A 14147-nucleotide genomic window follows, 5' to 3' on the forward strand; every position below is an offset into this window, starting at 1 on the left:
GGATACGCCGTCCGCGAGGCTAATTCTTCTTCGGGCCCCCGCGAAGAGACCACCCGCGCGCCGCTCCCAGGCGAAGCGCGGAGGCCCGAAGAAGAATTAGCCTCGCGGACGGCGTATCCAATGCAGTCAAAGGGGGAACCGTCATGCGTTCATGCATCATCGCCTTGGGCCTGCTGACCCTGCTCGGGTCCTCGCGAGCCGGGGCCGCTGGCAACAAGGCCGTCGCGATCATCTGGAAGGGCGCCAAGACCCAGGCCGACGCCGAGGCCAAGATGGTCTCCTGGGGCGACCTTGGCAAAGTGCTCGAAAAGACGGGCCTGAAGCTCAAGGACGACCAACCCAAGCTCGTCCAGAGCAAGACCGTGCCCGGCCTCAAGCCCGGCTTCTGGGTGTGGCTCCTGGGCGTCTGCGCCCCCGATGAGGCCACCCCCATCGTCGAGCACTTCAAGCTGCTCTCCCCGGAGACCTACTCCCGCGAGGTGAAGGTCCCCGCGAAGAAGCAGTCCTGCCCCCAGCGGGAAGGCGCTGCCCTGGAAGCCCGGGAGGAATCCTTCAAGCTCCCTTCCGGCGAAACCCTGCGCGTGTTCACCCGCGAGGAGCGCGAGGAGGACGCTGAAGAAGAGGAAGGGAAGTGGAACCACGGCTCGCTGACCCGGTACCACTTCGTCCTCTTCGGCAAGGACGGCGAAGTGCTCGGCGCCACGGACGCCGTGGGCGAAGAGGATGTGGACAAGTCCGCGGGCGACGGCCCCACGGCCTACCGCTGCGACGTCACGAGCCTGGAAGCGTCCAAGGAAGGCACCTTCATCCTCACCCGCAGCTGTCACGCGCGAGCCGGCGAGTGTGGGGCCCTGATGTCCGCGGACGAGGTCGTCACCGTGAAGGTGAACGGAAGCGCCGTCTCCGCCAGCGCCCCGAAACGCCAGAACGCCCAGTACGCCGAGTGCGACTGACCGCCCTCAGGGGAACCGGTAGACGGTGACGTAGCCGTCCCGGTGCACCAGCTCTCCGCCCAGCTCGTCCTCGATGAACTGGTGACGGATGGGGTGGAAGAAGTGCGTCACGTACCACTTGAAGTGGTGCTCCTGCAGGAAGCGCCGCATCTCCGCGCGCTCCTCCGGCGTGACGGTGCCGAACGCGGAGCGCATCCCCTCCGCCGCGCGGATCAACCGCGAGTCCACCAGCGCCGACTCGCGCACCGGCAACCGCGACAGCCGGGCGAACGACACCGGCTTGCCGTGGAAGATCTGCTCCCACTGCCCCAGGATGTTGTCCGTCAGCACCGCCACCGGCATGGGCGCCTCACGGATCTCCTCGAACACGGGCGGCAGCTGGGGCAACGGGGGCACGTTCATCAACAGGCCCCGGTACTCCACGTTGGGCACCAGGGCCACCGCGAGCGCCACCGCCACGCCCAGCCGGGCATCGCGCCGCGACGCCCACGCCCCCGCGTGCGCCGCCGCGAACGCCACCAGCACCGACAGCGACAGGAGCGTGAGCAGCACGAAGCGCACCGGCATGCCGCCGCGTGAGAACAGCGGCACCACGTGCTTGAACACCACGTAGGGCATGGGAACCTGCACCTTGAGCGGCTGGCCAAACGACGTCAGCGGTTCGGCCCACGCCATCCAGACGGCGAGCGCCAGCAGCAGCAGCACGTCCCGCCGCCACACGCGCTCCCGCCACGACGGCACCAGCGCCACGGCGAGGCCGATGGCGAAGAGCAGCACCCCCGGAGACACCCGGTCCTCCAGCCCGATGTTGAGCACCGTCCCCATCGACAGCACCGCGAAGCCCAGCCCCAGCCCCAGCCACCGGCGCCCGTCCGGCACGCCCCGCCACAGCGCGAAGACCGCCAGCAGCGGCGTCACCCAGCCCAGGAAGGTGCCGGACTCCTCCGCGTTGGTGGACATCTTCGTGCGCACCAGGTCCACGGAGAACTGACGTGCCGCCGACGGCAGCGACGTCATCCACGCCGACTGCGTGTCCGGAATGAAGAACGCGTACAGGTCCGTGAAGTAGTCGGAGTCCCCGTGGTGGATCTGCAGCGGCGCGGGGAAGGCATGCAGCAGCAGCGGCACGAGCGGCGGCACGCACGCGAGCCCCGCGCACAGCCCCGCCGCCGCCGCGCGGCGCACGAGCGGGTCCTTCCACGTGTCCAGCGACACCAGCGGCCCCCGCTTCCACCGCTCCGCCACCACCCACAAGAGCGAGAACAGCGCGATGTAGACGAGGTAGTAATAGTCACACAGCAACACGTACAACGCGCAGGCCGACAGCCCCACCAGCCACCGGCGCTTGCCCTCGTCCAGCCACCGGAAGAAGCAGTAGAGGTAGAGGGGCAGCCCCTCCAGCGCGGAGAGGTTCAGGTGCGTCGTCGCGTGCGTCAGGTGGTAGCGCGAGAAGTTGAACACGCACGCGCCCGCCAACGCCGCCGCCGCCGCCAGCCACGGCCCGTGGCCCGCGCGCTCCAGCAGGTAGCGCAAGAGCAGCCACGACGTGTAGCCCGTCAGCACGAACGCGCCGAACATCACGACGTTGTACGCCGTCTCCACCGACATCCACGGCAGCAGCACCACGCCCCAGAGCGTCTTCGCCGGCGCCAGCGTGTGCCAGTACAGCTCCGCCCCCAGCGGCCAGTGCAGGTAGGGCGCGAAGAAGGGATTCTGCGGCTGCACCCAGAGGGACTGCCGCATCCACCAGAGGTGCCACATGTTCATGTAGACGTCCTCCCGGCCGCCCAGCACGTATCCCTTCAACTGGGACAGGAGCGGCCAGGTGTGGAACGCCGACAGCAGGAAGGACACCCCCAGCACCAGCGGGTGGAGCGCCCACCGCATCCGGCGGGACATGGGCAGGGACATGGTCGCCGGGGGACTCAGAGAGGCCGCTCGGCGGCCATCAACATGTTGTCACCCAGGTTGAACGGGATGGACCAGTTGGACGGCACGCCCCGCCGCACCAGCTCCAGCACCGGCGCCGCGGGCGTGAAGCTCGCCCCCACCTTCCGCAGCAGGTAGTCCGCGGAGATGATGTGCGTGTACGTCCGGGCATCCGTGACGTGGAAGCCCACCTCCTCCAGCAGCATCGCCAGGGTGCGGCGGCCGAAATAGAACAGGTGCATGTCCATCAGCCACGGCCACTGCCCGCCCATGACGCGCGCCAGCAGGCTGCCCGCGTCGATGGTGGACAGGTAGATGCGGCCACCGGGGCGCACCAGCTTCAGCGCGGCCTTCAATTCCTCGCGCGGATCCGCGAAGTGCTCCACCACGTCCCACAGCGTCACCACGTCGTACTGGAGCCCCTTCGCCGCCAGCTCCCGCAGGGGCACGCCGTGCACGGTGAAGCCCAGGCCGCGCGCGTTGTTGCCCGCCCAGCGCGACAGCTCCAGCCCCTCCGGGCGGAAGCCCGCGTCGCGCGCCACGTCCAGGAAGTAGCCGCAGTAGGCGCCCACATCCAGCAGCGTGCGCCCCTGGGCCGGGCCCAGCTCGCGCAGCACGCGGCGGAAGGTGTGGTAGCGGTTGTCCTTCTCCGCGACGTAGAGGGGGTCCTCCACGTCCTGGTACGCCTGCAGCAGCGCCTCCGGCGACTGGATGGGCCACTGGAACATCATCCCGCAGTCCTCGCAGCCCCAGATGGGCGGGTGGCTGCGGTGGCCGAAGGAGGTGCAGTTGTAGGCAGCCGCCCCCTCGGGTTGGGTCCCGGCGACGCGCGCCCGGTGACGCAGCCGCAGGCGCCCTCCCTTGCACAGGTAACAGGCGTCCGGCACGGGAGCCAGGTGCGGTTCGGCGGCGCGGCGGGCGGCGTTGTCCATCATGGCGGCGCACCGTAATCCCAAGGCTGGACCGCCTCAACACGTCGGATGGGGACAAGCGGGGGCACTGGCGCCCATCGCCTGCGCCCATCCTTGCCTGCAAGCCCCCTTGCTTTCCGGACGACACGCCGCGAAATAGGCCCCCTTCCGGAATCGTTGTCCCAGGTTCTCCTCCCCCGTCCCGTGACATGCGCGCCTTGACCGAACCCGCCTCCGCCCCTGCTCCCACCCTCCACCTGGGCCTGCCGGGTTTCTCCTTCGAGGACCTGTACCGCCCCAGCGGCCTGCGCCGGCTCTCGGAGCGCTTCGACGCCCAGCTCCAGGGCGACGCCCCGGACCTGTTCCAGGCCTTCGACGCCTACCGCAAGTCCGGAGGCACCACGCCGTCCGGCCCGGCCGAGTCCGACCTGCTCATCCAGGTGGCCCGCCACGTGTCGCGCTTCGTCGCCACCCTGTTCGGCATCGGCACGGAGTCCGACCGGCTGGCCCGCCACCTGCGCGGCGAGCTGCCCCTCTTCGACTTCAAGCGCGAGTTCATCACGCGCCGCGTCTTCAAGAAGGGCGCCCAGGACCGTCCCACGCTCGCGGAGTTCCCGGCGCTGGATGGCCGCATGCGCCTGCTCATGCAGCTGGGCTTCCCGGACGCGCTCGCGCACGGCGACCTGGAGCGCGGCCTCGCGGAGTCCATCCTCACGCTGCTCGACATCGAGCGGCTCTTCTCCGGCAACCTGCCCTCCGCGAACCAGGAGCGCGCCCCCGCCCTGCGCGAGCAGTGGGCCGCCCTGCGCGTCGCGCTCACCGCCTCCCCCGAGGGCGCGGATGCCTTCGGCTCCAGCCTGGTGACGAAGGGTGACGACGCGGCGGAGCTCCAGGCCGTGCGCGCCCTGCTGTCCCTGGCGGACCGGTGGACGTACGCCCGGGCGCTGCACCCGGAGACGAAGGCGCTCTTCCACACCTGGCCCACGCTGCGGCTGCCCAAGCCCCTGGTGTTCGACCAGCTGGTGCAATTGCAGCGCCCGGACGCGCAGCTGGAGGAGAAGACGGAGGGCCTGGAGCACCACCTGCGCCACCGCGACGGCTTCAAGCTCACCGACCGCCGGGGCACCTCGCGCGACGTGATGAACGAGGTGGACTACTGCGTCATCTGCCACGAGCGGCAGAAGGACTCCTGCTCCAAGGGCTTCCCGGCGAAGGACCCGGTGGCGGAGGGGCACTCGTTCAAGAAGAACCCCCTGGGCATCCCGCTCACCGGCTGCCCGCTGGACGAGCGCATCTCCGAAGCGCACGCGCTCAAGCGCGAGGGTGACTCCGTGGCGGCGCTGGCCATGGTGACGCTGGACAACCCCATGTGCCCGGGCACCGGCCACCGCATCTGCAACGACTGCATGAAGGCGTGCATCTTCCAGAAGCAGGAGCCGGTGAACATCCCGCTGGCGGAGACGGCCACGCTCACCGACGTGCTGGAGCTGCCGTGGGGCTTTGAAATCTACGGCCTGCTCACGCGCTGGAACCCGCTCAACATCCGCCGCCCGTACGCCCTGCCCTACGTGGGCCGCAACGTGATGGTGGTGGGCCTGGGCCCCGCCGGCTACACGCTGTCGCACTACCTGCTCAACGAAGGCTTCGCCGTCACCGGCGTGGACGGCCTCAAGATTGAACCCTTCCCCGACGAGCTGGTGGGCCGCAACGGCCACAAGCTCGCGCCCATCCGCGACTGGCGCGGGCTCACGCGCGAGCTGGACGAGCGCGTGCTGGAGGGCTTCGGCGGCGTGTCCGAGTACGGAATCACCGTGCGCTGGGACAAGAACTTCCTCACGCTCATCCACCTGACGCTCGCGCGCCGCGAGGGCCTGCGCATCTACGGCGGCATCCGCTTCGGCGGCACGCTGACCCTGGATGACGCCTGGGCGCTGGGCTTCGACCACGTGGCCATCGCCGCGGGCGCGGGCCGGCCCACCATCATCGGGATGAAGAACAACCTCATCCGGGGCATCCGCAAGGCCTCCGACTTCCTGATGGCGCTCCAGCTCACGGGCGCCTTCAAGCGCGACTCGCTGGCCAACCTCCAGGTGCAGCTGCCGGCCATCGTCATCGGCGGCGGCCTCACCGGCGTGGACACCGCCACGGAGCTGATGGCGTACTACCCGGTGCAGGTGGAGAAGACGCTGGAGCGCCACGAGAAGCTGGTGGCGGACCTGGGCGAGGAGGGCGTCGTCGCGCGCCTGGACGCCGAGGAGCGCGCCACCTACCAGACCTTCCTGGAGCACGGCCGCGCGGTTCGCGCCGAGCGCCAGAAGGCCCACGCCGAAGGCCGCTCGCCGGACTTCATCCACCTGGTGCGCGCGTGGGGCGGCGTGAGCCTCTGCTACCGCCGCGGCCTCACCGAGTCCCCCGCCTACCGCCTCAACCACGAGGAGGTGACCAAGGCGCTGGAGGAGGGCATCCGCTTCATTGAACGAATGAGCCCCGTGGAGGCGCTGCCGGACGCGTCCGGCGCGGTGCGCGCCCTCAAGTTCGAGCGCATGGTGACGGTGGACGGGAAGCTCAAGGGCAGCGGCCAGTACTTCGAGCTGCCGGCGAAGACGGTGTGCGTGGCCGCGGGCACGTCCCCCAACGTCACGTACGAGAAGGAATACCCGGGCACCTTCCAGTTGGATGGGCGCAAGGAGTACTTCCAGGGCCACGAGCTGGTGGGGGCCCCGGACGGCACGCCGGACCGCTTCACGCTCCAGTCGGTGCCGGCCTCCGAGGACCCCGAGGCGAAGGTGGGCTTCTTCACGTCCTACGAGAAGGACGGCCGCTTCGTGTCCTTCTACGGCGACAACCACCCGAGCTACGCGGGCAACGTGGTGAAGGCCATGGCCAGCGCGAAGGACGGGCACCCGCAGGTGGCGCGCCTGTTCGCGAAGGAGATTGCCGCCATGGACTTCGCCAACGAGGGCGCCCAGGCGGCGCGCGAGGCGAAGCGCGCGGAGCACTTCGCGAAGCTGGACGAGGCCTTCCTCGCCACCGTCGTCGCGGTGAACCGCCTGACGCCGACCATCGTGGAGGTGGTGGTGCGCGCACCCTTCGCGGCGAGCCACTTCCAGCCCGGCCAGTTCTACCGCCTGCAGAACTTCGAGCGGAGCGCCCCCGTCGTGGACGGCGTGCGCCTCACCATGGAGGGCCTGGCGCTCACGGGCGCGTGGGTGGACAAGGAGAAGGGCCTCATGGGCACCATCGTCCTGGAGATGGGCTCCTCCTCCCGCCTGTGCGCCGCGCTCAAGCCCGGCGAGCCCGTCGTGCTGATGGGCCCCACGGGCGCGCCCACCGAAATCGGCCACAACGAGACGGTGGTGCTGGTGGGCGGCGGCCTGGGCAACGCGGTGCTCTTCTCCATCGCGCGCTCGCTCAAGACGGCGGGCTGCCGCGTCGTCTACTTCGCCGGCTACCGGATGAAGGCGGACTCGTTCAAGCAGGACGAGATTGAGGTGGGCACCGACCAGGTCATCTGGTCCGTGGACGGCGGGGAGCTCTTGGACGTCCGGCGTCCGCAGGACGCGGCCTTCCGGGGCAACGTGGTGCAGGCGATGGTGGCCTACGCCGAGGGCAAGCTGGGCGTGACGCCGGTCATCCAGCTGAGTGAAGTGGACCGCATCATCGCCATCGGTTCGGACCGGATGATGCGCGCGGTGGCCGAGGCGCGGCACGGCATCCTGCAGCCGTACCTGAAGCCCGGACACGAGGCCATCGGGTCCATCAACTCACCGATGCAGTGCATGATGAAGGAGATCTGCGCCCAGTGCCTCCAGCGGCACGTGGACCCGCTCACCGGCAAGGAGACGTGGGTGTTCTCCTGCTACAACCAGGACCAGCGGTTGGACCACGTGGACTTCGTCAACCTGAACCAGCGCCTGCGCGGCAACACGGTGCTGGAGAAGATGGGCGACACCTTCCTCGCGCAGCTGTTGAAGAAGGCCCCGCACCTCAAGCGCGTCTAGGCCTTCAGCGCCGCACGCCCGCGAAGGCCTTGAGCATGTCCTGGTAGTTCTTCGTCAGGTCGGCTTCGCGGGTGAGCACCACGTCCACGTTGGCGTCGCCGAACTCGCGACGCGCCTCCGGGAGCTTCTGGAAGGCCTCCACCTCCCGCCGCATGGACTCCACCTGCGGCGCCAGCTCCTGCTGCTGCTCGGCGGGCATGCGGGCCTGGAGCGCCTCCAGCTTCTTGAGCTCCTCCTCGTACTGGAGCGTGCGGCCCATCTGGCGCTGGCTGATGACGGAGGTGACGACCTCCGCGATGCGGTTGACCTCGTCGGTGGTGAGGCCCGCGGCCGTGCGCGCGTCCGTCTCCGCCTGGGCCTTGCGCTCGATGAGCTTCAGCCCGGAGCGGGCCGCCTCCAGCGCCTGGGGCGTGCCCGCGTCCATCAGCGGCCCCATGTCCTGCAGGCCCCGCATCAGCGAGCCGTAGACCTCCAGCATCTTGCGCTGGTAGCCCACGTACGCATCCAGCTTGGCCTTCGTCACCGTGTAGGGACCGTCCCCTTCAGCGCCCGGGGCTGCCTCGCCCTCCAGCCGGGCGACCGTCTCCCCGCCTTCGGTTCCAGCCTCCGGGCCCTCGCCGACCGTATCCTTGCGACACGCGGAGAGCATGACGACCACGGGCAACCACCACCACAGCTTGCGCATGCCACCTCCAGGGAGCGCCACCGGCGTGGGGCAGTGTATGCTCCGGCGGGCCCCCGCGAGCGCCGGTTGCCGAACGCCGACCCCACGTCGGCTGTTCCGGCCACTGAACATTCGCCGCATTACCTTTGACCAACCGGGCCACGGTCATGTACGAACCGCGGGCTTGTCGCGTTCAGTGGAGGGACTTTGAGGCTTTTCCTGGTAAGGCACGGCGAAGCGGCAGAGACCCCCGAGGGTCTCGGCGACGAGGCGCGCGCGCTGACCGCCAAGGGCCGCGTGAACATCGCCCAGCACTTCGCGTCGTTGGCTGAGCGCATGGGGCCCATCAGCCTCATCCTCACCAGCCCGCTGGTGCGGACGGTTCAGACGGCGCAGATCCTCTCCACCGCGGCGAAGTACGAGGGCATCCTGCGCGCGCATCCCTGCCTCCTGCCGGAGAAGCCGGTGGGCTCGGTGGATCCGGTGCTCAAGGAGCACAAGGAAGAGAACCTCGTCCTCGTGGGCCACCAGCCCTCCATGGGCGCGCTGGCGGCGCACCTGCTGGGGCTGCAGTCCTTCCCCAAGCCGGTGAACCCGGGCACGGTCATCGCGCTGGAGTGGCCGGAGACGCCCACCAGCACCGAGGACCAGGTCCCCGGCGAGAAGGGTGAGAATCCCCCCGCCCAGCACCTGAAGTTCCTGTTCTACGCCGCCCCTGGCCAGCAGATCCTCGACGTCATCCAGTGACGTCCGGGGCGCGGTCATGATGGACGAAGCCCGCTACAACCCGCTCGTCGCCGCCGCCTTCAAGCGCATCCTGGCGGCGGCGGATGCCTTCGACCCGGACGTGCTGGAAGCCGACAGCACCGGCGACATGGTGACGCTGACGTCCAGCTCCCGTGAGAAGTGCATCATCAACACCCAGCGCGCCGTCCGGCAGCTCTGGGTGGCCGGCCAGGGCCAGGGCATCCACTTCGACTACGACGACGCCTCGCGCACCTGGAAGGACGACAAGGGCAAGGGGCTGGAGCTGTACGCCTTCGTCGCGGGCGTCGTGAAGCACCTCACCGGCCAGGACCTCGTCTACCCCTCCTGAGCGCCGGGGCCCACCTGGGCCACCACGACGCTGTCGCCCCCGCCCGCCTGGGCCCGGCGCAGCGCGTCCCCCGCCTCCTTCAGCAGTCCCCCGAAGCTGAGGCCCGCGCCCTGCGTGAGCGCCTTGGCCCCTGGCACGGGTTCGGACACCGCCACGCCCACGGACGCCGTGGCGCCCGGCAGGGCCTTCAGGGAGGGCATCCGCTCCCGCAGCCGCTCCGCCACCACCCGGGCCCCGGAGCGCGGCGTGTGGGGCAGGAACACGACGAAGCGGCTGTCCGCGAAGGGCACCACCACGTCGATGTCGCGCACCCCCGCCGTCAAGAGCCCCAGGGCCTCCGCGAGCAGCGTGGTGCGCGCCTGGGGCGTGAGGCTCAGGGTGTGCTCGGTGAAGCGGTCCAGCTCCACCAGCAGCAGGGAGATGGGGTAGCGGTAGCGCCGGCTGCGCTTCACCTCCATCAGCAGCAGGCGCTTGAGGAAGTCGAAGTCCGGGGAGGCACTCACCGCGGGCAGGTCCGTGCGGGAGGCCCGCCGCTCCGGGAGGCCCCAGTGCTGGGGCGGGTGGTTCACGGCCGGCGGGGTGAAGACGGAGGGGTCCGGGAGCACGGGCCGCGCCCACGCTTCCGCCAGGCGCAGCACCAGCCCCACGCACGTCACGACGGTGCCGCGCTTGAGGGGCCCCACCAGGCAGCCTTCCGCACCGGCCTGGGCAGCGCGGGTGTCCGCGTGCTCCTCGTCCGGCGGGTACACCAGCAGGACGGGGAGCCGGGAGCCCTTCTGGCGCAGCTCCTGGCACAGCGCTTCCCCGTCCACGGGAAGGCTCGCGGACGCCACGAGCACTCCCGGCGGACGGTCTTCCAGCAGGCGGCGCGCGTCCACGGCGCTGCCCACCCAGGCCACCTCGTGGCCGGCGCCCTCCAGGAACCGGCGCAGGGCGCTGGCGACAGGAGCGGACGGCTCGGCCAGGAGGACGGTGGCCATCAGACCTTCAGGACCTCTTTTTCCTTCTCCGCGAAGATGGTGTCGACCTGCTTGATGCCCGCGGCCGTCTTGTCCTCCACGTCCTTGGTGAAGCGCTTGAGGTCGTCCTCGGTGATCTTCTTGTCCTTCTGCTGCGTCTTGAGGGCTTCCAGGATGTCGCGGCGGTGATTGCGGATGGCCACCTTGTGGTCCTCCGCCTTGGTCTTCACCTGCTTGACGATCTCCTTGCGGCGCTCCTCCGTGAGCGGCGGGAAGGGCAGGCGGATCATCTCCCCGTCGTTCATCGGATTGATGCCCAGGTTCGCCTCGCGCAGGGCCTTCTCGATGTCCTTCAGGACGCCCTTGTCCCACGGCTTGATGGTGATGAGCCGGGGCTCGGGCGCGTTGATGCTGGCCACGCCGGCCAGCGGCGTCGGCGTGCCGTACTGGTCCACCCGGATGCCGTCAAGGATGGCGGTGCTCGCACGGCCCGTGCGCACCTTGGCCAGCTCCCGCTTGAGGTCTTCCAGCGTCTTGTCGATACGAGGCTTCAGTTCCGCGACGGTGTCAGCCATTGCAGTCTCCTCCAGAAGCTTGTGTCAGCCCTGCTCGGGGTTTCAGGCCCAGACCGTCTCGGTGGCGCCGACGACGGTGCCAAACTCACCCTGCTGGCCCATGACGGCGCGGTGGATGTTCCCGCGCGTGCCCAGGTCGAACACGATGATGGGCAGCTTGTTGTCCATGCACAGCGAGATGGCCGTGGAGTCCATCACGTTGAGGTTCTGCTTGAGGACGTCCATGTACGTGAGCGTCCGGTAGCGCCGCGCCGTGGGGTCCTTCTTCGGGTCGGCGTTGTAGACGCCGTCCACCTTGGTGGCCTTGAGGATGACCTGCGCGTTGATTTCCATCGCGCGCAGCGACGCGGCCGTGTCGGTGGTGAAGTACGGGTTGCCCGTGCCCGCGGCGAAGATGACGACGCGGCCCTTCTCCAGGTGGCGCACCGCGCGCCGGCGGATGTAGGGCTCCGCGATCTGCTCCATCTTGATGGCGGACTGCACGCGCGTCTTCAGGCCCTGCTTCTCCAGCGCGTCCTGCATCGCCATGGAGTTGATGCAGGTGGCGAGCATGCCCATGTAGTCCGCGCTCGCGCGGTCCATGCCCTCCGTCGCTCCGGCCACACCGCGAAAGATGTTGCCCCCGCCAATGACGACGGCCAGCTCGATGCCCGCCTGGGACAGCTCGGCGATTTCTTCAGCGATGCGCGTGAGGGTGGGGGGGTGGATGCCGTACTTCCCCTCGCCCATCAGGGCTTCGCCCGAAAGTTTGAGGAGGATGCGCTTGTAGGGAGAGGTGGATTCGGACATACGCGACCGCTTCTATCCCCCGCCCCGCGCCCGATCAACGACGGAAGTCGTGTCCGGGGCCGCACCGTCCGATGCCGGGCGTCCGGACGCCCAAGAGGTGGGGGCCAGGAATACCAAGGGCCGCGCCCCCGGGAGCTTCCCCTGAGGGAAACCCACGAGCACGCGGCCCTGGATGCGGCGATGCGGCAGGACGAAGGGGGGCTTACGCCTGGCCCAGCGTCTTGGCGACCTCGGCGGCGAGGTCTTCCTTCTTCTTCTCGATGCCCTCGCCCACTTCGAAGCGGACGAAGCGGCGCACGGAGACCTTCTCGCCAATCTTCGCGGCGCGCTCGGTGATCATCTCACCGACCTTCTTCTTGTCGTCCTTCACCCAGAGCTGATCCACCAGGCAGACGCCCTCGTAGTACTTCTCCATCTTGCCCACGAGGATCTTCTCCAGCATCGCCTCGGGCTTGCCCTGCTGCTTCAGCAGCTCGCGCTGGATCTCCTTCTCCTTGTCCATCGCGTCCTGCGGGACTTCCTCGCGGCGCACGTACTTGGGGCTGGCCGCGGCGACCTGCATGGCCACGTCCTTCGCCAGATCCTGGAAGTCGGTGTTGCGGGCGACGAAGTCCGTCTCGCAGTTGACCTCCACGATGACGCCGATGCGGCCACCGTGGATGTAGCTGGAGACGATGCCTTCGGCGGCGACGCGGCCTTCCTTGCCGGCGGCGCGCGAGATGCCCTTCTTGCGCAGCCACTCCTCGGCCTTCACGAAGTCGCCGGCCGTCTCGGACAGGGCCTTCTTGCAGTCCATCATGCCCGCGCCGGTCCGCTCGCGGAGGTCCTTCACCATCTGGGCGCTGATCTCAGCCATGTGCGTCTCTCTCTATCTTCTGCTCCGAGCACGGCGGTGTGCGCCGCGGGCGGAAGCCATGAGTTCAGGGGGTACCGCTGGAACGAAAAAACGGAGACGGCCGGACAGCGGGCCTTGGAAGGTGCCGCCCGGCCGACTCCGGAAGCTGCGGGGAAGCGAAGACGGGCGGCGACTACTCGGCCGACGGCGTCTCGCCACCCTCGGCGGCGGCGGGCTGCTCGGCGGCGACGGGGGCGGCAGCGCCCTTCATCTCCACGAGGGGGCCACGGCGCTCGCCGCCACGGTCACCACCACCACCCCGGCGGTCATCGCGGTCGCGGCGGTCGTTGCGGCGGGGACCCCGGCGGTCATCGCGGTCGCGGCGGTCGTCACGGCCCTCACGCTCTTCCTGCTCGTCGCGCTCGGCGGCGCCGGACGCACGGTAGCGCGCCGCACCCTCGAGGCACGCGTCCGCGATCTTCGACGTGAAGAGCTTGATGGAGCGGATGGCGTCGTCGTTGCCCGGGATGACGAAGTCGATGCCGTCCGGATCGCAGTTCGTGTCCACCAGACCAATCACCGGGATGCCCAGGCGGGTGGCCTCGTGGATGGCGATGTGCTCCTTCTTCGGGTCGATGATGAAGACGCAGCGGGGCAGCTTCGCCATGTCCTTCACGCCGCCCAGGTTCTTCTCCAGCTTCTCGCGCTCACGGTCGAGCTGGGCGACTTCCTTCTTGGGCAGGCGCTCGAAGGTGCCGTCCTCGGCCATCTTCTCCAGCGTCTTGAGCCGGTCGATGCCCTGCTTGATGGTCTTGAAGTTGGTCAGCGTGCCACCCAGCCAGCGGCTGGTGACGAAGAACTGACCGGCGCGCGCGGCCTCCTCGCGGATGACGTCCTGCGCCTGCTTCTTGGTGCCCACGAAGAGCACCGACCCGCCACGGGCCGTGATGTCCGCGACGAAGCGGAAGGCCGACCGGGCCATCGTCACGGTCTTCTGCAGGTCGATGATGTAGATGCCGTTGCGGGCACCGAAGATGTAGGGCTTCATCTTCGGGTTCCAGCGCTTGGTCTGGTGGCCGAAGTGGACGCCGGCCTCGAGCAGCTGGCGCATCGTGATGCCGCTCGCGGCGGCCATCGCCTGGGCCTGCGTCTGCGTATCCTGCTGGGTTTCCATGGTGCTTTGTACCTTCCGGTTGTGTTCCGCCACGCGCGTTCTGGAGTTCCCGGCCCTGGCCCTTCCACCTGGAGGGGCACCGGAGACCGGCACGCGCGTGTGAGTAGTGGGTGCTGCGACTGCCTTCGGGCGTACGGCCCGGCCCCTACATAACAGGGCGCGGCGTCCTTAGCAGAACGCTCGAGAGGGGCGCAAGCTTCGGCGCACAACCCGTCCGGGCTCTCCCCCTCCAGGCCGCCCCCCTCCCCTGCGGCCTGGAGG

General features: G+C 69.3%; 12 protein-coding genes. 4 read left to right on the forward strand and 8 right to left on the reverse strand.

Annotation, left to right across the window (positions count from 1 at the left end):
* Nucleotides 1–143 precede the first annotated feature (143 nt).
* Entirely contained in the window at nucleotides 144–953 is an 810-nt protein-coding gene (locus D7Y13_RS27185; protein ID WP_120585704.1) for a hypothetical protein, read from the forward strand.
* Between the two features lie 6 nt (nucleotides 954–959).
* Here D7Y13_RS27185 and D7Y13_RS27190 read toward each other — a convergent pair whose 3' ends face one another.
* Together D7Y13_RS27190 and D7Y13_RS27195 are read right to left on the reverse strand one after the other, a co-directional pair.
* Complete coding sequence (locus D7Y13_RS27190) at nucleotides 960–2864, reverse strand: hypothetical protein (protein ID WP_233595947.1); 1905 nt, start codon at nucleotides 2862–2864, stop codon at nucleotides 960–962.
* Nucleotides 2865–2878: 14 nt separating this feature from the next.
* On the reverse strand, nucleotides 2879–3817 hold the full coding sequence (locus D7Y13_RS27195) for a class I SAM-dependent methyltransferase (RefSeq protein WP_233595946.1): 939 nt from the start codon (nucleotides 3815–3817) through the stop codon (nucleotides 2879–2881).
* Between the two features lie 185 nt (nucleotides 3818–4002).
* On the opposite strand from D7Y13_RS27195, the gene D7Y13_RS27200 reads away from it, so the two are divergent.
* A complete protein-coding gene (locus D7Y13_RS27200) occupies nucleotides 4003–7794 on the forward strand; it encodes an FAD-dependent oxidoreductase (RefSeq protein WP_120585703.1) in 3792 nt (1263 codons plus the stop codon).
* A 4-nt stretch (nucleotides 7795–7798) separates the two neighbouring features.
* On the opposite strand, the gene D7Y13_RS27205 is transcribed toward D7Y13_RS27200, so the two are convergent.
* Nucleotides 7799–8479 carry a hypothetical protein gene (locus tag D7Y13_RS27205; RefSeq protein ID WP_120534292.1) on the reverse strand — a complete coding sequence of 227 codons (681 nt, stop codon included), beginning with the start codon at nucleotides 8477–8479 and terminating at the stop codon, nucleotides 7799–7801.
* A 186-nt stretch (nucleotides 8480–8665) separates the two neighbouring features.
* Between D7Y13_RS27205 and D7Y13_RS27210 the strand changes: the two genes are divergently transcribed.
* Complete coding sequence (locus D7Y13_RS27210; protein WP_120534291.1) at nucleotides 8666–9205, forward strand: SixA phosphatase family protein; 540 nt, start codon at nucleotides 8666–8668, stop codon at nucleotides 9203–9205.
* A gap of 16 nt (nucleotides 9206–9221) precedes the next feature.
* Nucleotides 9222–9554, forward strand: a complete 333-nt coding sequence (gene cyaY / locus D7Y13_RS27215) for an iron donor protein CyaY (protein WP_120585702.1) — start codon at nucleotides 9222–9224, stop codon at nucleotides 9552–9554.
* On the opposite strand, the gene D7Y13_RS27220 is transcribed toward cyaY, so the two are convergent.
* From D7Y13_RS27220 to rpsB, 5 genes are all read right to left on the reverse strand, one after another.
* The gene (locus tag D7Y13_RS27220; RefSeq protein ID WP_120630811.1) at nucleotides 9542–10534 is read right to left on the reverse strand and encodes a diguanylate cyclase; all 993 of its coding nucleotides are present in this window, start codon (nucleotides 10532–10534) and stop codon (nucleotides 9542–9544) included. The genes cyaY and D7Y13_RS27220 overlap by 13 nt on opposite strands.
* A complete protein-coding gene (gene frr / locus D7Y13_RS27225; RefSeq protein ID WP_120537644.1) occupies nucleotides 10534–11088 on the reverse strand; it encodes a ribosome recycling factor in 555 nt (184 codons plus the stop codon). The genes D7Y13_RS27220 and frr overlap by 1 nt, the downstream gene beginning before the upstream one ends.
* Nucleotides 11089–11130: 42 nt before the next feature.
* On the reverse strand, nucleotides 11131–11877 hold the full coding sequence (gene pyrH / locus D7Y13_RS27230) for a UMP kinase (protein ID WP_120537643.1): 747 nt from the start codon (nucleotides 11875–11877) through the stop codon (nucleotides 11131–11133).
* A 202-nt stretch (nucleotides 11878–12079) separates the two neighbouring features.
* Entirely contained in the window at nucleotides 12080–12733 is a 654-nt protein-coding gene (gene tsf / locus D7Y13_RS27235; protein WP_120537642.1) for a translation elongation factor Ts, read from the reverse strand.
* Between the two features lie 172 nt (nucleotides 12734–12905).
* Complete coding sequence (gene rpsB / locus D7Y13_RS27240) at nucleotides 12906–13886, reverse strand: 30S ribosomal protein S2 (RefSeq protein WP_120537646.1); 981 nt, start codon at nucleotides 13884–13886, stop codon at nucleotides 12906–12908.
* Nucleotides 13887–14147 lie beyond the last annotated feature (261 nt).

The organism is Corallococcus praedator (assembly GCF_003612125.1).
GTDB classification, from domain to species: Bacteria; Myxococcota; Myxococcia; order Myxococcales; family Myxococcaceae; genus Corallococcus; species Corallococcus praedator.